Below are 19,709 nucleotides of genomic sequence, written 5' to 3'. Positions count from 1 at the left end.
TGCCCGAGATGAGCCGGGCCCGCGATGTGACGAACACCGCAGACCCGGCATCGGGCGTCAGCCGGCGGTACGGGCCACGCCGACCGGGCAGCTCAGCCCGTTCGGGCCGTGGTTGCAGTAGCCGTTCGGGTTCTTCGTCGGGGCCAGGTACTGCTGGTGGTAGTCCTCGGCGAAGTAGTAGTCGCCGAGCGGGGCGATCTCCGTGGTGATCTCGCCCTTGCCGGCCCGCGCCACGATCGGCGCGAACGCGTCCCGGGACGCCTCGGCGGCGGCGCGCTGCTCGTCCGTCGTGGTGTAGATGGCGGACCGGTACTGGGTGCCCACGTCGTTGCCCTGGCGCATGCCCTGGGTCGGGTCGTGGTTCTCCCAGAAGACCTTGAGCAGGTCCTCGTAGGCGATCTTCGACGGGTCGTAGACCACCTGGACCACCTCGGCGTGCCCGGTCATGCCGGAGCACACCTCCTCGTACGTCGGGTTGGTGGTGTAACCACCCGCGTAGCCGGCGGACGTGGTGATCACGCCGGGGAGGGTCCAGAACAGCCGCTCGGCACCCCAGAAGCAGCCCATGCCGAAGACGGCTACCTGCGCGCCCTCGGGGAACGGGCCCTTCAGCGTCGACGGCAGCACCTCGTGCCGGTCGGCGATCGGCATGGCGATCGGCCGGCCCGGCAGTGCCTGGTCAGGAGAGATCATCTCGGCCTTCATGCGGCGAAGGAACACGGTGGAACTCCTCTCGTACTCTCCCCGGGTGCAACACGGCCGGGCCCCGCTTCCTTACCCGTCCCGCCCACGCTCAGGCCCGGGTCGCGATCGGTAGGGAACGGGGTCACGCTCGGTGCGGAACGGTGGGGGGTTGGGGCTCGTCTGAGCGGTATGAGCAGATGGAACGCCTGCCGGAGCGCGGCGCTGATCCTGGCGGTGGCCGTGCTGGCCGGGTGCGCCCGGTCCGCTCCGGAAAGCCCCGTTCCGGCGCCGGCCACCCCGGCCGGGACGGCCGACACCGTGGTCACCGTCACCGTGTCGGTCGGCGGGGCGGACGATCGCATCGCGGTGACGGTGACCAACGGCAGCCAGATGCCCGTGTACGCCGACGACCTGCGGACCGACTGCTCGCCGGTCCTGCTGGAACGCCGCGCGGGCGACACCTGGACGGCGTACGACAACTGCGGCGTCGAGCGGGCGGGCAGCGTCGTCACCTGGGCGCCCGGGGAGCGACGCGAGTTCCGGCTCGACCCGGCCGGCGGCGACGGCGTCGTGCCGCCCGCACCGGCCGGCGTCTACCGGGTCACCCTCGGTTTCCGGCGGTCACCCGCCCCGGAGGGGACCGTCGCCGAGCGGGTCCACTCGGCGCCGTTCCGGATCGGTTGACCGCCGGACGTCCCCGCCGCACGGGTGCGCGGTGGGTGGCCGGCGACCCGACCACCCACCCCCTGGCGGAACTCAGAAGCAGCCCGAGTCGAGGGTGCTGCCGAACTCGACGTACCGCGCGTTGACGTGCGCGGAGGTGGTGTTCCCCCCGGACAGCGCGTAGTTGGTGCCGACCCAGGTCTGCCGGCACTTGGCGTTGGTGCGGACGGTGAAGTAGTCGCCGTACCGGCCGTCGGTGCGGTTGTGGGTGCCGGAGGCGGTCAGGATCACGGTCCCGAAGGCGATCGGGTCTCCCGGGGTGTCGTCGACTCCCACGTAACCCTGCGCCGCTGCGCCACCACCGCCCGCCGCGCCGCCTGCGGCGATGGAGATCCCCAGGTCGCCGAAGACGTTGCCGCTCACCACGGGGTAGCCGAAGCAGAGCCCGGCGTTCCAGATGTGCGGCTGCTCGACCAGCGTCAGGTCGGAGGTGCGGAAGGACGCCGCCCGGACGTGTCCCTGGGTGATCCCGCCGGTCGGTGCGGAGTGCCAGTACCAGGTGACCCGGGAGCCGTGCAGCGCCCCGCGCATCCGGAAGCCGGCCGCGGTCCAGGAGGTGGAGCGTTCGATGAAGTCGAAGTTGCCGGTTCCGCCCCGACAGTCCGGGTTGCTGAAGTTGGACGCACTGATCGTGCGCACCGTCTGCGGCACCGACGCGCTCGACTCCGCCCAGCTGAAGATGCGGAACGACGTGGTGCTCTCGATCGCCCCGAAGTACATGGTGGTCGAGTTCTGGGCACCCTCGACGGGGGTGAAGACCCGCTGCCCGACCGAGCCGACGTGGGTGAGGGTGTTGGTGGTGGCCGTGGTGCAGGCGGACATCTGCGCGAGGTTGAACCGTCTGATCTGCGAACCGATCCAGGAACCGGCCCGCTGGTTCTGGGTGGTCAGGTAGAGCGCGTTGGCGCTCACCCCGATGTGCGGGTAGTCCGGGAGCACGTCGTCGGCGGCCCCGCCCGGGTCGATGTAATAGGTGCACAACGGTGCGCTGGCCGGATTGTCGCGAACGAAGATGCGCACTCCGCCGTTGTTCAGAGCGGCGTTCGTGTAGAGCAGGATGCTGAAGATCCGGTCGGTGTTGTGGGCCCGCACGACGTCCTGGTCGCAACACGCGTTGGGCGCGTCGGCCGGTCCGGCCGGCAGGCCGACGCCGGTCCAGGTGCTGCCGTCGTTGGTGGAGTACGAGGCGTAGGTGTTGCCGGTGTAGAAGACCGAGGAGCCGTCGTTGGCCGCGGCGGTCTCGCCCAGCGTGCTGCTCACCTGCGAGGCCCGCGTGTTGGCGTTGTTGCGTCGGATCAACAGCGCCTGGGCGCTGAACTCGCCGCCCGCCTCGGTCTGGCGGACCGGCTTCGCGCGCTCGGCCGCGTCGACCTCACCGCCGGCCGGCCGGGGTTGCGCGGCGGCGATCCGTTCGCGCTGCTCGCGGTGGCGCCGGTCGAGATCCGCCATCTGCTGCGGGGTCGCCGTCGACTGCTTCAGGGCCCCTTCCGGGCGGACGGTCGTCGCCGCCGTCCGGGCGGCCCGCCCGGCGTCCTCGGTGGACGGGCCGGCGTACGCGGCGGGCGACAGTGGCGCCAGCGCCGCAACGCTGGTCAGCGCGACCGCTGCCACCGCCATTCTTCGTGACATCTGCTCTCCCTGCTCCAGATGCCGGCCGGGACCGGTCGTCCCTCACTCGGCAGAACGCACTCTGCCATTTGATCGCCATTCCGCATTTGCTCAGTCATCAGATGGACAACGAATACGATTTGTTTTCCGCGACAATTTCTCGGAACTGGGGCTCACAATTCTCGCGGCTGGTTCCGAGCGGCGAATGTGCGGTGAATGCGAATGGCGTCCGGTGGTTGTGTCACGTGGCGGGCAGCGCGGCGGCCACCCGGTCGGCGTACCCCTGGGCCTCGTCGTCGTCGGCGTAGCGGGTGCGCGGCCAGAAGAAGCCGCGCAGGCCGTCCCCCTTCGTCCGGGGCACCACGTGGGTGTGCAGGTGCGGGACGGACTGGGACACCTTGTTGTTCATCGCCACGAACGTCCCACCGGCCCCGAGACCCGTCTCCACCGCCACCGCGATGCGCCGCACGAAGCGGAAGTAGCCGGGCAGCGCGTCGGCGGGCAGGTCCGCCAGCGCGACCAGATGGGGGCGGGGCACCACCAGCACGTGCCCCTTGAACACCGGCCGGGTGTCCAGGAAGGCGACTCCGTCCGGCTCGTCGGCGACCCGGAACGCGGGCACCCCGCCTGTCACGATCCCGCAGAACACGCACCCGTCCATCCCGGCAGGGTAGTGCCCGGCCGGCCGCACGGGACGGCACCGCCCCGCTCCGCCGTTCCAGGGAAAGCGGGGCGGGTCACCGCGGCGGGGACATTCCCGACCGGGGCGGGCCCCAGGGACTAGCCTTCCTGGAATGAGTCACGGCTTCGAGACGCTCGCCATCCACGCCGGTCAGGACCCCGAGGCCCGCACCGGTGCGGTGATCCCGCCGATCTACCAGACCAGCACCTACGCCCAGGACGCCGTCGGCGCACCGCGCGAGGGCTACGAGTACAGCCGCTCCGGCAACCCCACCCGGGACGCGCTGCAGGAGTGCCTGGCCGCGCTGGAGGGCGGCCCGGTGGGGCTCGCCTTCGCCAGCGGCCTGGCCGCCGAGGACACCCTGCTGCGCACCGTGTGCAAGCCGGGCGACCACGTGGTCATCCCGGACGACGCGTACGGCGGCACCTACCGGCTCTTCGCCAAGGTGGCCGAGCGGTGGGGTCTGGCGTACACCCCGGCCAGGGTCTCCGACCCGGACGCGGTCCGCGCCGCGATCCGCCCCGGCACCACGAAGATCGTCTGGGTGGAGACGCCCACCAACCCGCTGCTCGGCATCGCCGACATCGCCGCCCTGGCCGCCGTGGCGCACGACGCCGGCGCGCTGCTGGTGGTCGACAACACGTTCGCCTCGCCGTACCTGCAGCAGCCGATCGCGTTCGGCGCGGACGTGGTGGTGCACTCCACCACCAAGTACGTCGGCGGACACTCCGACGTGGTCGGTGGCGCGCTGGTCGCCGCGGACCGCACCCTCGGCGAGGAACTGCGCTACCACCAGAACGCGATGGGCGCCGTCAACGGTCCGTTCGACGCGTGGCTCACCCTGCGCGGCATCAAGACCCTCGGGGTACGGATGGACCGGCACTGCGACAACGCCGAGCGGATCGCGGCCTACCTGGACGGGCACGCGAAGGTCGGCCAGGTGATCTACCCGGGCCTGCCGTCGCACCCGGGGCACGAGGTGGCGGCCAAGCAGATGCGCCGGTTCGGCGGCATGATCTCGTTCCGCGCGGCGGGCGGCGAGGAGCACGCCGTGGAGATCTGCAACTCCACCCGGCTGTTCGTGCTCGCCGAGTCGCTCGGCGGCGTGGAGTCCCTGATCGAGCACCCGGGCCGGATGACACACGCGAGCGCTGCCGGCTCGCCGCTTGAAGTTCCCGGCGATCTCGTGCGACTGTCTGTCGGCATCGAGACGGTCGACGACCTGCTCGCCGATCTGGAGCAGGCGCTGGGCTGACCGCTGGACGGGGAGGGTGGCAGTGCCGGACATCTTGCCGACGACCTGGGTCGGGGCGACCGCGAAGCAGATCGCCCGTGCGGTCCGCCGTGGTGACGTCTCCGCCACGCAGGTGGTGGCCGACCACCTCGACCACGCCGCCCGGGTCGACGCCGAGCTGGCCGCGTTCCGCACGGTACGCGGCGGCGAGGCGATCACCGAGGCGGAGAAGGTCGACGAGCAGGAGGAACTGGCCGACCTGCCGCTGGCCGGGGTGCCGGTCGCGGTCAAGGAGAACACGCCGGTCGCCGGGCTGCCCACCTGGAACGGGTCGGCCGCGATGCGTACCGAGGTGGCGGAGGCCGACCACGAGGTGGTCCGCCGGCTGCGGGGCGCGGGCGCGGTGATCCTCGGCGTGACCCGGATGCCGGAGCTGGGCCTGTGGGCCCTCACCGACGACGACACCGGCGTGACCCGTAACCCGTGGGACCTGTCGCGTACCCCCGGCGGCTCCTCCGGCGGCGCGGCCGCCGCGGTGGCCGCCGGGCTGGTGCCGATGGCCCACGGCAACGACGGTCTCGGCTCGATCCGCATCCCGGCGGCCTGCTGCGGCCTGGTCGGTCTCAAGCCCGGCCGGGGTGTGGTGCCCTGCCAGCTCGGCGCGGACGACTGGTTCGGCCTCACCGAGCACGGCATGCTGACCGGGACGGTCGCCGACGCGGTGGTCGGTTTCTCGGTGCTGGCCGGCCGCCGGCCGGACCGGCTGGTCCCGCCGCCGCGGCTGCGGGTGGGCGTGTCGCTGCGCTCCCCGGTGCGCGGCGTCTCGCCGGACGCGCCGAACCGGGACGCGGTCGCCGCGGCCGGCCGGCTGCTGGCCGCCGCCGGGCACGACACCGTTCCCGCCGACCCGGTCTACCCGACCCGGCTCGGCCTCCAGGGCATCGCCACCTGGTTCGCGGCCGCCGCGGCGGACGTGCGGGCCGCCGGGGTGGCGCCGCGCCAGCTCCAGCGGCGCAGCCGCCGGCACGTCGCGCTGGGGGAGTGGGCGCAGCGCCGGGGGTACGTCCGGGAGTCCGACCGGACGGCCTGGCGCGAGCGGTCGGTGCAGTTCTTCGCCGACCACTCGGTCGACCTGCTGCTCACCCCGGCGCTGGCCGGGCCGCCGCCGCAGGCCGCCGGCTGGTCCGGCCGCTCCTGGCTGGCGAACATGTCGACGAACATCCGGTACGCCCCGTACGCCGCGCCGTGGAACATCGCCGGCCTGCCGTCGATCGTGGTGCCGGTCGGCCGCCGCCCGGACGGTTTGCCGGTCGGCGTGCAGTTCGTCGGCCCGCCCGGCTCGGAGCTGCTGCTGCTCGGCGTGGCCGGGCAGTTCGAGATGCAGGCGCCGTGGACGCGGCACGCTCCCGGCTATCCCCGGGTCGGTACGGGGTCGCCGGCCACCGCATGATCGTCTAACGTGTGCGCACCCCTGTCGCGCACACCCTTCCGGACGGTCCCCGATGCACTGCCAGACCTGCGGGGACGTCGCGTCCCCGGTCGACCCCGACTGCCAGCGTTGCGGTACGCCGTTCGGTCAGCCGCCGGTGCTGCCCGGCGTGCCCACGTACCCGGTCCGTGGCCTCGGCACCGCCGCGGCGGTCGCGGTCGGCGCGGCCACCGTGCTCTACCTGCCGGGCGCGCTGTTCCCGCTGGTCGGCGCGCGGATGGCCCGCACGGCGGCCGAGCAGGGTGACCGGGACCTGCTGCTGGGCGCGGCGGTCGCCGAACTGCTGCTCGGGCTGCCCTACCTGCTGGCCCTCCTGACCGCGGCGGTGCTGGTCATCATCTGGACCTGGCGGGCGCGGAAGAACACCGACGCGTTCGCGGGCGCCCTGCCGAGCCTCGGCCCGGGCTGGGCGATCGCCGGCTGGCTGGTGCCGTTCGCCAGCTTCGTGGTCCCGGCCCGGGTGGTCGCGAACATCGCCCGGGACAGCCTGCTCCGGCGCACCACGCCGGCCCTGGTCGGCGTCTGGTGGGCCGCCTGGCTCGTCTTCTCGGTCGGCGACCGTTTGGTCAGCCGCGGCGACGACCAGCGGTACTCGCGGCTGACCGAGTGGCCGCAGAACGACGTGGAGTACGGCAGCTACGTCCGCTACTACCAGGACGCGCTCGGCGGCCGGCTGCTGCTGTCGGTGGCCTGCCTGGTCGCCGGCATCTCGTTCGTCGTGCTGGTCCGCCGGATCTCGGCCGCCCAGCAGGACCGCCTCGCCCGGGCCGTGCCCGCCTGGCCGGGCCACCCCGGCTGGCCCGCGCCCGGCACGGCCGCGTCCGCGCCGGCCGCGCCCGCGGGTCCCGCACCGGTGGCCGGTTCCGGGTCCGCTTCCGCCGCGCCCGCGCCGGCGGCCGCCGGACCGGACGCGCCGTCGGTGACGTCGCCGCCGCCTCCGGCCGGGCCGGGTGGCACGATCGGGGCATGACGGAACTGGTCGGTCTCGCCGACGTACAGGCCGCGCGGGAGCTGCTCGCCGGCGTCACCCGCACCACGCCGCTGGAGCCGTCCCGTCCGCTCAGCGCCGCGCTCGGCGGGCCGGTCTGGCTCAAGTGCGAGAACATGCAGCGCGCCGGCTCGTACAAGGTGCGGGGCGCGTACGTGCGGATCTCCCGGCTCTCCGCCGACGAGCGGGCCCGGGGCGTGGTGGCGGCCAGCGCCGGCAACCACGCCCAGGGGGTGGCGCTCGCCGCCGGTCTGGTCGGCACGCACGCCACCGTCTTCATGCCGGTGAACGCGCCGCTGCCGAAGGTCGCCGCGACCAAGGGGTACGGCGCGCAGATCGAGCTGGTCGGCAACACGGTGGACGAGTCGCTGATCGCGGCCCAGACCTTCGCCGAGCGGACCGGTGCGGTGTTCATCCACCCGTTCGACCACCCGGACGTCATCGCCGGTCAGGGCACGGTGGCGCTGGAGCTGCTCGAACAGTGCCCGGACGTGCGCACCATCGTGACCGGGGTGGGCGGTGGCGGGCTGGTGTCGGGCATGGCGGTGGCGGCCAAGGCGCTGCGTCCCGACGTACGGGTGATCGGGGTGCAGGCGGCGAGCGCCGCCGCCTTCCCGCCCTCACTGCGGGCCGGCGAGCCGGTCCGGCTGCCCTCGTTCGCGACGATCGCCGACGGGATCGCCGTCGGGCGGCCCGGTGAGCTGACGTTCACCCACGTCCGCAAGCTCGTCGACGACGTGGTCACGGTCTCCGAGGAGGACATCTCCCGCGCGCTGCTGATGCTGCTGGAGCGCGGCAAGCAGGTGGTGGAGCCGGCCGGGGCGGTCGGTGTGGCGGCGCTCCTGGCCGGCGCGGTGGAGGTGACCCCGCCGGTGGTCGCGGTCCTCTCCGGCGGCAACATCGACCCGCTGCTGATGCTGCGGGTGATCGAGCACGGCCTGGCCGCGGCCGGCCGCTTCCTGCGGATCACCGTGCGGTGCGTGGACCGGCCCGGTCAGCTCGCCTCGCTGCTCGGCGAGATCGCCGAGCACCGGGCCAACGTGGTGGACGTGGTGCACCAGCGGGCCAACCCGCACCTGCGGCTGGGCGAGGTGGAGGTGGCGCTGTCCGTGGAGACCCGTGGGGTGGAGCACTCGGACACGCTGATCAGCGCGCTGCGGGCCAGCGGCTATCAGGTCGTCTTCGCCGGCGAGGGGTGAACCGCGAACGCCCCGGCCGGATGATCCGGTCGGGGCGAACGGGTGGGTGTGGCTCGGGGCCCGAGGAGCCTGTCAGCCTCGGTCGGGTCGGGACCCGAGCCGTCCGGCGCGGGTCCGGAGGGCGGTCAGCCCGAGTAGGGCTCGAAGGACACGACGGTCACCTTGATGTCGGCGCCGCTGGGGGCCGTGTAGGTGCAGGTCTGGCCCGCCTTGCCGCCGAGGATCGCCTTGCCGAGCGCGGACTCGGGGCTGTAGACGGTGAGGTCGGTGGTGGAGGCGATCTCCCGGGAGCCGAGCAGGAACGTCTCGGTGTCGTCGGCGTCGTCGTCGAAGTAGATGGTGACGACCATGCCGGGCGAGACCACGTCGGCGGCCGGAGCCTCACCGACCTTGGCGGTGCGCAGCAGCTCCTTGAGGTAGAGGATGCGCCCCTCGGCCTTGCCCTGCTCCTCGCGAGCGGCGTGGTAGCCACCGTTCTCCCGCAGGTCGCCCTCCTCGCGCCGGGCGTTGATCTCGGCGGCGATGACCGGCCGGTTGGCGATCATCTCGTCGAGCTCGGCCTGCAGGCGGTCGTAAGCGTCCTGGGACAGCCAGGTGGCGGGCGCCTCGTTTCCGTTGGTGGACACAGGCGATCTCCTCGGTTGGTGCGGACTGGCTGACAGGTGAACTACCAAGTTACCAGTGCGGTGCCGGTCGAGGTGTGGTCGATCACCCCGGGTGCCGGCCGCGGGACCCGGGGTACGCGTGTTCCGGCAGCTCGCCGGTGCTCCGGCTCAGCCGGTCGGTCGGCAGCGCAGCACCTCGCCGATGAACGGCCGGGCGCTGGTGGGCACCTCCTGTCGGGCTCGGACGTGCCGCTGGCCGGACTCGGCGGTCACGGTGGCCTCGACGTGGCCCACCTCGGCGCCGTCGTGCGAGCGGGCCCGCAGCAGGCAGGTCGCCGAGCCGCCGGGTGGCACGGTGACCCGGAAGTCGACCACCACGCGGGAGTCGGTGATCCCGGTGTAGCTGATCATCTCGCCCTGGTACTCGGGGTCGCCGTACTGGCTGTAGAGCTTCGCGGCGGCCAGCCCGAGGACGGCCAGCAGGACGGTCACCGTCAGGGCGAGCAGGAGCGGTCGGCGGCGGCCCGGCTCCCGGCGTCGGCCGTACCGGCCGGGCGGGAAGACCGGCGTACCCGGTGTGACTGTGGCGTGCGTCTCGCTCACCGGCGGGTATCTCCTGGCGTTGTTGTCGGCGGCATCGGCAAGAATGGCTAGGTCCATCTTCCCAGCCCGGCGCTGAGTCAAGGATGGCAGGTCGGCCTCGACCGGCCAGGGTGGTCCCGGCCACTCCGGCAGCGGTCCCGACGTGCCAGCACGGGGGCTTTCGCGGGCGCGGGGGGAGATTCCGGCAGGTCAGCCGGTCGGCCCTGGGCGGGTCGTCCGGCCGGCACAGACGAGGAGCGCCGAAGGTGGCAGAACAGCTGCGTCTCATGGCGGTGCACGCCCATCCCGACGACGAGTCGAGCAAGGGCGCCGCCACCATGGCGAAATACGTCGCCGAGGGGGTGGATGTCCTGGTCGTCACCTGCACCGGTGGCGAGCGGGGCAGCGTGCTGAACCCCAAGATGGACCGCCCCGACGTGTGGGCCAACATCGGCGACATCCGTCGCGCCGAGATGGACGCCGCCCGCGCCGTCCTCGGCGTCGAGCAGGCCTGGCTCGGCTTCGTCGACTCCGGTCTGCCCGAGGGCGACCCGCTGCCGCCGCTGCCCGAGGGCTGCTTCGCGCTGCAGGAGGTGGAGGTCGCCGCCGCGCCGCTGGTGCGGCTGATGCGCCAGTTCCGCCCGCACGTGGTCACCACGTACGACGAGGAGGGCGGCTACCCGCACCCGGACCACATCATGACCCACAAGGTCACCGTGGCGGCGTTCGAGGCGGCCGGCGACCCGGAGCGCCACCCGGAGCTGGGCGAGCCGTGGCAACCGCTGAAGCTCTACTACGACGTGGGCTTCTCCCGGGCCAAGATCATGGGCCTGCACGAGGCGATGCTCGCCGCGGGCCTGGAGTCGCCCTACGGCGAGTGGATGAAGCGCTGGGAGGAGCGCCCCGACAAGGGGGAGCGCATCACCACCCGGGTCGACTGCGCCGCCTACTTCCCGGTCCGCGACGACGCGCTGCGCGCCCACGCCACCCAGATCGACCCGGACGGGTTCTGGTTCCAGGTGCCGATGGATCTCCAGCAGCGCGCCTGGCCGACGGAGGACTTCCAGCTCGCCCGCTCGCTGGTGGACAGCCCGCTCCCCGAGTCCGACCTCTTCGCCGGGGTGCGCGAGACGTGCCGTGCCCACTGACATCGGCGCGGGCTACCCTGGTCGTCAGCCGCACATCGGAGGAACACCATGCTGACCACCGCCCAGGTGCTCGCGGAGAACAACTTCGGTGACACCCGCACGGGTGGTCTTGCCGGCCCGATGGGCCTCTTCCTCATCGTCGCGCTGGCCACCGTCACCGTCCTGCTCATCCGCAACATGAACGCCCGCCTGCGCCGCCTGCCCGACCGCTTCCCGCGGCAGGGCGAGCCGGGCCGGGTCGACTCGGCAGTCGTCGATCCGACAGACGGGGCCGTCGAGCAGGATTCACCGACGAGTGCTCCCAACGGCCCCCAGCAGCGCCGAAACAGCTGAACACCGCATGAATCACGCCCCAGCCGGTGGTCGCCCCCTGTTGCGGCCACCGGCTTTGGCTTAGCCTTCCGCCGGGGGGACCGTCAGGCCCCGGACCCTGCGCGGAAGGGGGGCGCCGATGTCGAGGGCAGCAACGGGCCCCGACCGTGTCCCGGTCGCACCCGCCGACGGGGCGGGTCCGTGACCTCCGAACCGGCCGACCGGCCACCCGATCGGCTCGGCCTGCGGGGCACCCCGGTGAGCGTCGTGCTGCTGACCGTCGCGGTCGCGGTCACCGCGCTGCTGGCCGCGGTGCTCGGCCTCGCCGTACCGGCACACCTGCCGGTGGACGACCCCCTGCCCGGGCCGGCCCGGTTCGGCCTCGCCACCGTCGCGTTCGCTGTGGCCCAGCTCGCCCGGCTCCGGTTCCGGGCCCCGTCGGGCATGGTCAGCATCACCTGGGGCGAGGCCGCGCTCCTCGTCTGCCTCTGGCTGGTCCCCGCCGGCTGGCTGCCGGCCGCCGCGCTGCTCGGCGCCGGTGCCGCCTGGACCACGATGTCAGTGGTCGCGGACCGCCGACCGGTGCTGGAGCTGGTGCGCATCGCCACCTCGCTCACCGCCGCCACGGCGCTGGCCGCGGCGGTCGCGAGCGCCCTCGGCCGGCCGCTGCTCGCCGCGCCCACCCCCGAACTGGCCCTCGCGCTGAGCGCGGGCGCGGTGACCTACCTGCTCACCACCGCCTGGCTGGGCGCCGCCACGCTCGCGCTGCGGCACGGCATCCCGATCGGGCCGCCGCTGCTCGCCGCGCTCCGCGGCAAGCTGCTCATGTTCATCGGCAACGTCGCGGTGGGCCTGGTGGTGGTCGCGATGCTGGAACTCGACCCGCGCTGGTTGCTGCTTTTGCCGCCGCCGCTGTGGTTGTTGCAGCAGACCTACCGGCACCGGCTCCGGGCCGACGAGGAGCGCCGGACCTGGCGGGCCTTCGCCGAGGCCACCGCCGCTCTCAACCAGCTCGACGAACGCGGCGTGGCGACCGCCGCCGTGACCGGCGCCCTCACCCTGTTCGGGGCCGAGCTGGTCGAGGTCGACGTGGCCCGCGGCGACGGGCGCTGGCGCCGGTACCGGGCCGACCTCGGTGGGCAGGTGCGGGACCGGGAGGTGGAGCCCCCGGCGGATCGCGGCTCGGGCGAACACGAGCTGGTCCGGCGGCTCGCCGTCGGCCCCGCCGAGGTGGGGCGGCTGCGGGTGCGCTTCGCCCGGTCCGCCCCGCCCACCGCCCGGGAACAGGACGGCGTGGCCGCCTTCTCCGACGCCCTGGCCGCCGCCCTGCACGACGCCGCGACCCACCGTGAGCTGCGGCTGGTCACCGCCCGCTCGTCGTACGACGCGGTGCACGACCAGCTCACCGGCCTGCTCAACCGGGCCGCGCTGCTCACCCGCGGCGACCAGGCGCTGCGGCAGCGGGCGCACGACCACCCGGTGGCCCTGCTGCTGCTGGACGTGAACCAGTTCAAGGAGGTCAACGACACGCTCGGCCACTCGGCGGGCGACCAGCTGCTGCGGCTCACCGCCAACCGGCTGGCCGCGCTGACCCGGCCGGGGGACCTGCTCGGGCGGCTCGGCGGCGACGAGTTCGCCCTGCTGCTCACCTCGGTCCCGGTGGTCGAGGACCGGACGGCCCCGCTGGCGTACGCGGTGCGCCAGGCCCGGGAGGTCGCCGAGCGGCTCGCCGCGCCGACCGAGGTGGCCGGGGTGCGGATGTCGATCGAGGTGGCGGTCGGCGTGGTGGTGGCCGACGCCGGCGTCGCCGACCTGACCGAGCTGTTGCGGCGCGCCGACATCGCCATGTACCAGGCGAAGGAGGGTGGCGGCAGCGTCGCCGCGTACGACAGCTCCCGCGACGCGGCGAGCACCGACCACCTGGCGTTGCTCGCGGAGCTGCGGGAGGCGCTGGCCACCGACGACCAGCTGGTGCTGGCGCTGCAACCGGCGGTGGACCTGGCCACCGGCGGGCCGACCGGGGTGGAGGCGTTGATCCGGTGGCGGCACCCGCGCCGGGGCTGGCTCGGCCCGGCCGACTTCATCCGCCCGGTGGAGAACAGCGAGCAGCTCGGCAGCTTCACCCGCTACGTGTTGGACAAGGCGCTGGAGGTGGCCGCCGGCTGGGCGCGGGAGGGGCTGGACGTCCCGATCTCGGTGAACCTGTCCGCCCGCAGCCTGCTCGACCCGCGGCTGCCCGCCGAGATCGAGGAGGCGCTGCGGCGGCACCAGGTGCCGCCGCACCGGCTGGTCCTGGAGATCACCGAGACCGTCGTGATGAGCGAGCTGGAGATCATCGACGAGGTGCTGGCGACACTGCGGGCGATGGGCGTGCAGCTCGCGGTCGACGACTTCGGCACCGGTTTCTCCTCGTTGACGTTCCTCACCCGGATCCCGGTGGACGAGCTGAAGGTGGACCGGTCCTTCGTCATCCGGATGGCCGACTCGCCGGAGGCGGCGGCGATCGTCCGGACCACGGTCGGGCTCGCCCACGAGCTGGGGCTGCGGGTGGTGGCCGAGGGGGTGGAGACCGCCGAGCAGCGCACCGCGCTGGTCGAACTGGGATGCACCGCCGCGCAGGGCTACCACTTCTTCAAGCCGATGCCGGCGGACAAGATCGGGGCGGTGCTGGGGTCGCTGCGCGACACCGCGCGGGGCAACGTCTTCCCGCTGCGCGCCGACGGCGCCTCCTGAGCGGTCCGCGCCGCCGGGCGGGCCCGACGGCGCGGGGGCGCGCTCAGCCTCGGGGCAGCACGTCGTCGAGGACGGCGGGCAGCGTGGCCCAGTCGGCCGAGGCGATGCTGGCGTGGGCGCGGGCCAGCTGGGCGACCCGGGCCGCCGCCGCGTCGGCGTCGCCGCTGCCGACCGCCGGCGGGACGTTCTGCGCGTCGGTCATCACCAGCAGGTAGTGGTTCGCGGCGTACCAGGTGGTGTCGACGCCGCCGGCGACGTACGCCGAGGCGTCGCCGTCGAAGAGCACGAACCACTGGCGCAGGGCCGGGTCCGCGTACCGGGTCCGGGGGTCGCCGGCCTGGGCCCGGTGCACCGCCGGGAACGCCCGGGCGCTGCCCAGCGTGCCGGCCGCCGCCAGGCCGTTCAGGTGGCGGGCGTACTCGACGTCGGTCCAGAGCGTGTCGGTCGGGTTGCCCTCCTCGACGGTGCCGGGGATCAGCTCCACGATCACCCTGCCGGCGAGCTGCGCGCGGGTGGGCCAGGCGTCGGCGCGGGCGGCGGCGTCCAGGCTGGGGTGGCCGCCGAGCAGGTCGGCCGGGCGGAACACCCGGTCGCCGAGCCGCGCGGCGAGCACCGCGTCGAGCTGGGCCGGCCCCTGGCCGGTACGGCCGCTGAAGCCGGTCTTGAGTTCCAGCTTGAGGATGAGCGGGCCGGCGTCGGGGTGGGCGCCCAGCCAGAGCCGGATGTCGTCCAGGCAGTGCTCCAGGTTCTTGTTGCGGGTGCCGGTGTAGAGCTGGGCGGCGCTGGTGGCGGCGACGCAGTTGTTGTCGTTGCCCAGCGGGTTGCTGTGGCTGACCCGCCACTGCCGGGTCAGCACGTCCGGCCAGACGTCCAGCTCGATCAGCCCGGGCCGGGCGTCGAGCGCCTGGGCCAGGTAGGTGTAGGTGCCGCGCTCGTACGTGTTGTGGATGCCGACGCCGGTGGTGGCGAACCACCGGGTCTGCGGCGGGACCTCGGCGGACGCGGTCCCGGGGGCCAGCAGGGCTCCGGTGAGGGCGGCGAGGGTGAGCAGGGCGGGGAGTCTGCGCATGGACCGTCTCCTTCGGACGCGCCGGCGGTGGACGACGCCGGCCATGCGCCGATTCAAATAGACAAAGGTGAATAGTGGAAGGACGGCTCGTGGCTCCGACCGGTCCGGGGGCGGCCCTCCGGCGCGGCGGATAGGGTCGGGTGGTGAACCGACTCGCCGAGGCCACCTCGCCCTACCTGCTCCAGCACGCCGACAACCCGGTCGACTGGTGGCCCTGGTGCGACGAGGCGTTCGCCGAGGCGAAGCGCCGCGACGTGCCGGTGCTGATCTCGGTCGGCTACGCGGCCTGCCACTGGTGCCACGTGATGGCCCACGAGTCGTTCGAGAACGAGGCCGTGGCCCGGCTCATGAACGACGACTTCGTCTGCGTCAAGGTCGACCGGGAGGAGCGCCCCGACGTCGACGCCGTCTACATGACCGCCACCCAGGCCATGACCGGCCAGGGCGGCTGGCCGATGACGGTGTTCGCCACCCCGGACGGCACCCCGTTCTTCTGCGGCACCTACTTCCCCCGGGCCAACTTCGTCCGGCTGCTCGGCTCGGTGGCCGCAGCCTGGCGGGACCAGCGCGAGGCGGTGCTGCGGCAGGGCGCCGCCGTGGTCGAGGCGATCGGCGGCGCCCAGGCCGTCGGTGGCGTGACCGCCCCGCTCACCGCCGAGCTGCTCGACGGCGCCGCCGGCCAGCTCGCCCAGGAGTACGACGAGACGAACGGCGGTTTCGGCGGCGCGCCGAAGTTCCCGCCGCACATGAACCTGCTCTTCCTGCTGCGGCACCATCGCCGTACCGGGTCTGCGCGGAGCCTGGAGATCGTCCGGCACACCTGCGAGGCCATGGCCCGGGGCGGCCTCAACGACCAGCTGGCCGGGGGCTTCGCCCGCTACTCGGTGGACGGCCACTGGACCGTGCCGCACTTCGAGAAGATGCTCTACGACAACGCGCTGCTGCTGCGTGTCTACACCCAGCTCTGGCGGCTGACCGGCGACCGGCTGGCCCGCCGGGTCGCCCGGGACACCGCCCGCTTCCTCGCCGACGAGCTGCACCGACCCGGTGAGGGCTTCGCCTCCGCGCTGGACGCGGACACCGAGGGCGTCGAGGGACTCACCTACGTCTGGACGCCGGCGCAGCTGGTCGAGGTGCTGGGGGAGTCCGACGGTCGGTTCGCCGCCGACCTCTTCGAGGTCACCGCCGACGGCACGTTCGAGCACGGCGCCAGCGTCCTGCGCCTGGCCCGCGACGTCGACGACGCCGACCCGGCGGTCCGGGCCCGCTGGCAGGACGTGGTGGGCCGGCTGCTGGCCGCCCGCGACACCCGGCCCCAGCCGGCCCGCGACGACAAGGTGGTGGCCGCCTGGAACGGGCTGGCGATCACCGCGCTCGCCGAGTTCCAGCAGGTCGCCGCGCTCTACTCGTCCCGGGAGGACGAGGACGCGAACCTGATGGAGGGTGTGGTCATCGTCGCCGACGGGGCCATGCGCGACGCCGCCGAGCACCTGGCCGCCGTGCACCTGGTCGACGGCCGCCTGCGCCGGGTCTCCCGGGACAAGGTCGTCGGCGAGCCGGCCGGGGTGCTGGAGGACTACGGCTGCGTCGCGGAGGCGTTCTGCGCGCTGCACCAGCTCACCGGCGAGGGACGCTGGCTGACGTTGGCCGGGCAGCTGCTCGACGTGGCACTGGCCCGGTTCGCGTCCGCCGACGGCGGCTTCTACGACACCGCCGACGACGCCGAGCGCCTGGTCACCCGGCCCGCCGACCCGACCGACAACGCCACCCCGTCCGGCCGTTCGGCGGTCGTCGCGGCGCTGGTCGCGTACGCGGCGCTGACCGGGGAGACCCGCTACCGGGAGGCGGCCGAGGTGACCCTGTCCACGGTCGCGCCGATCGTCGACCGGCACGCCCGGTTCACCGGCTACGCCGCCACGGTCGGCGAGGCGCTGCTCTCCGGGCCGTACGAGATCGCGGTGGTGACCGACGACCCGGAGGGCGACCCGCTGGTGGCCGCCGCCCGCCGGCACGCCCCGCCCGGCGCGGTGGTGGTGGCCGGCGCCCCGGACCAGCCGGGTGTGCCGCTGCTGGCGGACCGTCCGCTGGTCGACGGGCGGCCCACCGCGTACGTCTGCCGGGGGTTCGTCTGCCAGCGGCCGGTGACCTCGGTCGAGGACCTGGTCGCCCAACTCGGCTGAGCCGTCACGGCCAGAGCTGCTCCCGCGCCCAGCCGGCTGCGCCCCGGCGGTAGCGCAGCCGGACGTGCCGGCGCTCCCGGTCGGCCTGCCAGAACTCGACCGTCTCCGGGGCCACCACGTAGACGGTGTGCGTGTCGGCGACCAGGTCGGGATCGGCGGCGAGGCGGGCGCGGACCTCGGCCAGTTCCCGGTCCAGCTCCGCCCGGTCGGTGAGGACGGCGCTCTGCCGGCCGGCCAGGGTGGCGATCCGGGAGCCCTCCGGCCGGGCCAGGAAGTCCTGCCGGGACACGGCCGGGTCGGCCGGCCGGGCGGTGCCGCGCACCCGGACCTGGCGCCCCTGCTCCCGCCAGTGGAAGCTGAGCGCGGTGCGCGGGTTCCGCGCGAGCTGGCGTCCCTTCGCGCTGGCCGAGCTGCTGGCGAAGTGCCAGCCCGCGGAGTCGAGATCCTTGAGGATGAGCACCCGGGCGTCGGGCGCGCCGTCGGCGTCGACCGTCGAGACGGTCATCGCGTGCGGCTCGTCGACCCCGGCGTCGACCGCGGCGGCGAGCCAGTCGGCGAAGAGGGCGGTGGGTTCGGCCGGCACGTCGGACGGGTTGAAGGACGGCATGTCGTGGGCCAGTACGGGCAGCGCGCGGAGCATCCGGCGAGTCGTCATGCGGATCATGGTGCCCCGCCCCGGAGCCGGTCGCCGTCCCGTTTCCCGGCCGTGGGACGGGGACGGGCCCAGCGGCCGGGGGTGTCGCCGGCCCGGTTAGGCTGGCGGCGCTATGGACTCCCGGACCGGACTCCCCGTCGTGGGCATGGTGGGTGGCGGCCAGTTGGCCCGGATGACCCACCAGGCCGCCATCGCCCTCGGTCAGTCGCTGCGCGTGCTGGCGCTCGCTCCCGACGACGGCGCGGCGCTGGTCGCCGCCGACGTCCAGTACGGCGACCACACCGACCTGACCGCCCTGCGCACGTTCGCCAAGGGGTGCGACGTGGTCACGTTCGACCACGAGCACGTGCCCAACGACCACATCCGCGCGCTGACCGACGAGGGCGTCAAGCTGTTCCCGCCGGCCGAGGCGCTGGTGCACGCGCAGGACAAGCGGGTGATGCGGGAGCGCCTCGGCGAGCTGGGCGCGCCCAACCCGGCCTGGCGGCCGGTGGAGTCGCCGGCGGACCTGGTGACCTTCGGCCGGGAGACCGGGTGGCCGGTGGTGCTCAAGGCCGCCCGGGGCGGCTACGACGGGCGCGGCGTCTGGATGGTGGACGACGCCGACCGGGCCGCCGAGCTGGCCGCGACACTGCTCGCCGGCGGCACCCCGCTGCTGGTCGAGGAGCGGGTGGCGCTGCGGCGGGAGTTGGCCGTGCAGGTCGCCCGGTCGCCCTTCGGCCAGGTGGCCGCGTACCCGGTGGTGGAGACGGTGCAGCGCGACGGCATCTGCGTCGAGGTGCTGGCGCCCGCGCCCGACCTGCCGGAGGAGCGGGCGGTCGCGGCGCAGCAGCTCGCCATCGACCTGGCCACCGCGCTCGGCGTGGTCGGGCTGCTCGCGGTGGAGCTGTTCGACACGCCCACCGGTCTGGTCGTCAACGAGCTGGCCATGCGCCCGCACAACTCGGGGCACTGGACCATCGAGGGTGCCCGGACCTCGCAGTTCGAGCAGCACCTGCGGGCGGTGCTCGACTATCCGATGGGGGACACCTCGCTCGCCGCGCCGGTCGTGGTGATGGCGAACGTGCTCGGCGGGGAGCCGGGCGGGATGTCGATCGACGAGCGGCTGCACCACCTGTTCGCCGCCGAGCCCGGCGCCAAGGTCCACCTCTACGGCAAGCAGGTCCGTCCGGGCCGCAAGATCGGTCACGTCACGGTGCTCGGCACCGACCTGGCCGACGTACGGGCCCGGGCCGCGCGGGCCGCCCGCTGGCTCCAGGAAGGGACCCAATGAGCACCGTCGGGCTGATCATGGGCAGCGACTCGGACTGGCCGACCATGCGGGCCGCCGCCGAGGCGCTGGACGAGTTCGGCGTGCCGCACGAGGTGGGCGTGGTCTCGGCGCACCGCACCCCGCTCAAGATGATCGAGTACGGCCGGTCCGCCGCCGGTCGCGGCGTCCGCGTGATCATCGCGGGCGCGGGTGGGGCGGCGCACCTGCCCGGCATGGTCGCCTCGGTCACCCCGCTGCCGGTGATCGGGGTGCCGGTGCCGCTCAAGCACCTGGACGGGATGGACTCGCTGCTGTCCATCGTGCAGATGCCGGCCGGCGTGCCGGTCGCCACGGTGTCGATCGGCAACGCCCGCAACGCCGGCCTGCTCGCCGTCCGGATCCTGGGCGCCTCCGACCCGGCGTTGCGGGACCGGATGGCCGCCTACCAGGCGAGCCTGGAGGACCTGGTCGCCGAGAAGGAAGCCGCGCTGCGCGCCTCGCTGGCCTGATGCGGCGCTGTCACTCTGCGTAACACTGCGGGTGTCGCCGTCGGCGACCGTTCGTCG

18 protein-coding genes are annotated in these 19,709 nt (G+C 73.9%); 11 read left to right on the top strand and 7 right to left on the bottom strand.

All coding sequences use genetic code 11. From position 1 onward, the window contains the following. Positions 1–57: 57 nt before the first annotated feature. Positions 58–720, bottom strand: coding sequence for a peptide-methionine (S)-S-oxide reductase MsrA (msrA, locus tag COO58_RS02370; protein WP_091581889.1), 663 nt, complete (start codon positions 718–720; stop codon positions 58–60). A gap of 153 nt (positions 721–873) precedes the next feature. Here msrA and COO58_RS02365 point away from each other — a divergent pair, with 153 nt between their 5' ends. Then, on the top strand, positions 874–1,368 hold the full coding sequence (locus tag COO58_RS02365; RefSeq protein ID WP_091581886.1) for a hypothetical protein: 495 nt from the start codon (positions 874–876) through the stop codon (positions 1,366–1,368). Positions 1,369–1,440: 72 nt separating this feature from the next. Here COO58_RS02365 and COO58_RS02360 read toward each other — a convergent pair whose 3' ends face one another. After that, positions 1,441–3,036, bottom strand: a complete 1,596-nt coding sequence (locus COO58_RS02360; protein WP_141561845.1) for a hypothetical protein — start codon at positions 3,034–3,036, stop codon at positions 1,441–1,443. Between the two features lie 220 nt (positions 3,037–3,256). Further along, positions 3,257–3,676 (bottom strand): HIT family protein, encoded by a 420-nt coding sequence (locus COO58_RS02355; RefSeq protein ID WP_091581877.1) that lies wholly within the window; start codon positions 3,674–3,676, stop codon positions 3,257–3,259. A 133-nt stretch (positions 3,677–3,809) separates the two neighbouring features. Between COO58_RS02355 and COO58_RS02350 the strand changes: the two genes are divergently transcribed. The 4 genes from COO58_RS02350 to ilvA are packed head-to-tail and all read left to right on the top strand — an operon-like array spanning position 3,810 to position 8,607. Further along, on the top strand, positions 3,810–4,952 hold the full coding sequence (locus COO58_RS02350; RefSeq protein ID WP_091581872.1) for a cystathionine gamma-synthase: 1,143 nt from the start codon (positions 3,810–3,812) through the stop codon (positions 4,950–4,952). Positions 4,953–4,968: 16 nt separating this feature from the next. Beyond that, a complete protein-coding gene (locus COO58_RS02345) occupies positions 4,969–6,381 on the top strand; it encodes an amidase (RefSeq protein WP_091581869.1) in 1,413 nt (470 codons plus the stop codon). Positions 6,382–6,433: 52 nt separating this feature from the next. After that, positions 6,434–7,390, top strand: coding sequence for a DUF4328 domain-containing protein (locus COO58_RS02340; protein ID WP_098743654.1), 957 nt, complete (start codon positions 6,434–6,436; stop codon positions 7,388–7,390). Further along, a complete protein-coding gene (gene ilvA, locus COO58_RS02335) occupies positions 7,387–8,607 on the top strand; it encodes a threonine ammonia-lyase (RefSeq protein ID WP_091581861.1) in 1,221 nt (406 codons plus the stop codon). The genes COO58_RS02340 and ilvA overlap by 4 nt, the downstream gene beginning before the upstream one ends. Positions 8,608–8,732: 125 nt before the next feature. On the opposite strand, the gene greA is transcribed toward ilvA, so the two are convergent. Then, a complete protein-coding gene (gene greA / locus COO58_RS02330; RefSeq protein WP_091581857.1) occupies positions 8,733–9,233 on the bottom strand; it encodes a transcription elongation factor GreA in 501 nt (166 codons plus the stop codon). 147 nt (positions 9,234–9,380) lie between these two features. Next, positions 9,381–9,815 carry a DUF4307 domain-containing protein gene (locus COO58_RS02325; protein ID WP_091581853.1) on the bottom strand — a complete coding sequence of 145 codons (435 nt, stop codon included), beginning with the start codon at positions 9,813–9,815 and terminating at the stop codon, positions 9,381–9,383. A gap of 245 nt (positions 9,816–10,060) precedes the next feature. Here COO58_RS02325 and mca point away from each other — a divergent pair, with 245 nt between their 5' ends. The 3 genes from mca to COO58_RS02310 all read left to right on the top strand — a co-directional run bounded on the left by mca (position 10,061) and on the right by COO58_RS02310 (position 13,987). Then, positions 10,061–10,942, top strand: coding sequence for a mycothiol conjugate amidase Mca (gene mca, locus COO58_RS02320; protein WP_091581849.1), 882 nt, complete (start codon positions 10,061–10,063; stop codon positions 10,940–10,942). 48 nt (positions 10,943–10,990) lie between these two features. Beyond that, on the top strand, positions 10,991–11,275 hold the full coding sequence (locus COO58_RS02315; protein ID WP_091581846.1) for a hypothetical protein: 285 nt from the start codon (positions 10,991–10,993) through the stop codon (positions 11,273–11,275). Positions 11,276–11,497: 222 nt separating this feature from the next. Then, positions 11,498–13,987 carry a bifunctional diguanylate cyclase/phosphodiesterase gene (locus COO58_RS02310; protein WP_176558847.1) on the top strand — a complete coding sequence of 830 codons (2,490 nt, stop codon included), beginning with the start codon at positions 11,498–11,500 and terminating at the stop codon, positions 13,985–13,987. Between the two features lie 43 nt (positions 13,988–14,030). Here the strand turns inward: COO58_RS02310 and COO58_RS02305 are convergent, their stop codons facing one another. Continuing rightward, on the bottom strand, positions 14,031–15,056 hold the full coding sequence (locus COO58_RS02305; protein ID WP_098743651.1) for a phosphatidylinositol-specific phospholipase C domain-containing protein: 1,026 nt from the start codon (positions 15,054–15,056) through the stop codon (positions 14,031–14,033). 143 nt (positions 15,057–15,199) lie between these two features. Between COO58_RS02305 and COO58_RS02300 the strand changes: the two genes are divergently transcribed. Next, the gene (locus tag COO58_RS02300) at positions 15,200–17,236 is read left to right on the top strand and encodes a thioredoxin domain-containing protein (RefSeq protein WP_098746053.1); all 2,037 of its coding nucleotides are present in this window, start codon (positions 15,200–15,202) and stop codon (positions 17,234–17,236) included. Positions 17,237–17,240: 4 nt separating this feature from the next. Here the strand turns inward: COO58_RS02300 and COO58_RS02295 are convergent, their stop codons facing one another. Further along, the gene (locus tag COO58_RS02295; RefSeq protein ID WP_098743649.1) at positions 17,241–17,891 is read right to left on the bottom strand and encodes a pyridoxal 5'-phosphate synthase; all 651 of its coding nucleotides are present in this window, start codon (positions 17,889–17,891) and stop codon (positions 17,241–17,243) included. Between the two features lie 112 nt (positions 17,892–18,003). Here COO58_RS02295 and COO58_RS02290 point away from each other — a divergent pair, with 112 nt between their 5' ends. Continuing rightward, positions 18,004–19,164, top strand: a complete 1,161-nt coding sequence (locus COO58_RS02290) for a 5-(carboxyamino)imidazole ribonucleotide synthase (protein WP_091581827.1) — start codon at positions 18,004–18,006, stop codon at positions 19,162–19,164. Further along, complete coding sequence (gene purE, locus COO58_RS02285; protein ID WP_091581823.1) at positions 19,161–19,652, top strand: 5-(carboxyamino)imidazole ribonucleotide mutase; 492 nt, start codon at positions 19,161–19,163, stop codon at positions 19,650–19,652. The genes COO58_RS02290 and purE overlap by 4 nt, the downstream gene beginning before the upstream one ends. Positions 19,653–19,709 lie beyond the last annotated feature (57 nt).

This window comes from Micromonospora sp. WMMA1996 (assembly GCF_002573675.1).
Lineage (GTDB): Bacteria > Actinomycetota > Actinomycetes > Mycobacteriales > Micromonosporaceae > Micromonospora > Micromonospora sediminicola.
The sequence above is the reverse complement of the archived record's forward strand: the minus strand, read 5'-3'. Positions and strand labels throughout refer to the sequence as shown.

What these genes read in the sequence shown, in the direction of transcription:
- COO58_RS02295 (WP_098743649.1), bottom strand. Translation starts at nt 17,891, where the DNA reads ATGACGACTCGCCGGATGCTCCGCGCGCTGCCCGTACTGGCCCACGAC.
- COO58_RS02350 (WP_091581872.1), top strand. Translation starts at nt 3,810, where the DNA reads ATGAGTCACGGCTTCGAGACGCTCGCCATCCACGCCGGTCAGGACCCC.
- COO58_RS02305 (WP_098743651.1), bottom strand. Translation starts at nt 15,056, where the DNA reads ATGCGCAGACTCCCCGCCCTGCTCACCCTCGCCGCCCTCACCGGAGCC.
- COO58_RS02355 (WP_091581877.1), bottom strand. Translation starts at nt 3,676, where the DNA reads ATGGACGGGTGCGTGTTCTGCGGGATCGTGACAGGCGGGGTGCCCGCG.
- COO58_RS02360 (WP_141561845.1), bottom strand. Translation starts at nt 3,036, where the DNA reads ATGTCACGAAGAATGGCGGTGGCAGCGGTCGCGCTGACCAGCGTTGCG.
- COO58_RS02290 (WP_091581827.1), top strand. Translation starts at nt 18,004, where the DNA reads ATGGACTCCCGGACCGGACTCCCCGTCGTGGGCATGGTGGGTGGCGGC.
- COO58_RS02365 (WP_091581886.1), top strand. Translation starts at nt 874, where the DNA reads ATGAGCAGATGGAACGCCTGCCGGAGCGCGGCGCTGATCCTGGCGGTG.
- ilvA (WP_091581861.1), top strand. Translation starts at nt 7,387, where the DNA reads ATGACGGAACTGGTCGGTCTCGCCGACGTACAGGCCGCGCGGGAGCTG.
- COO58_RS02315 (WP_091581846.1), top strand. Translation starts at nt 10,991, where the DNA reads ATGCTGACCACCGCCCAGGTGCTCGCGGAGAACAACTTCGGTGACACC.
- purE (WP_091581823.1), top strand. Translation starts at nt 19,161, where the DNA reads ATGAGCACCGTCGGGCTGATCATGGGCAGCGACTCGGACTGGCCGACC.
- COO58_RS02340 (WP_098743654.1), top strand. Translation starts at nt 6,434, where the DNA reads ATGCACTGCCAGACCTGCGGGGACGTCGCGTCCCCGGTCGACCCCGAC.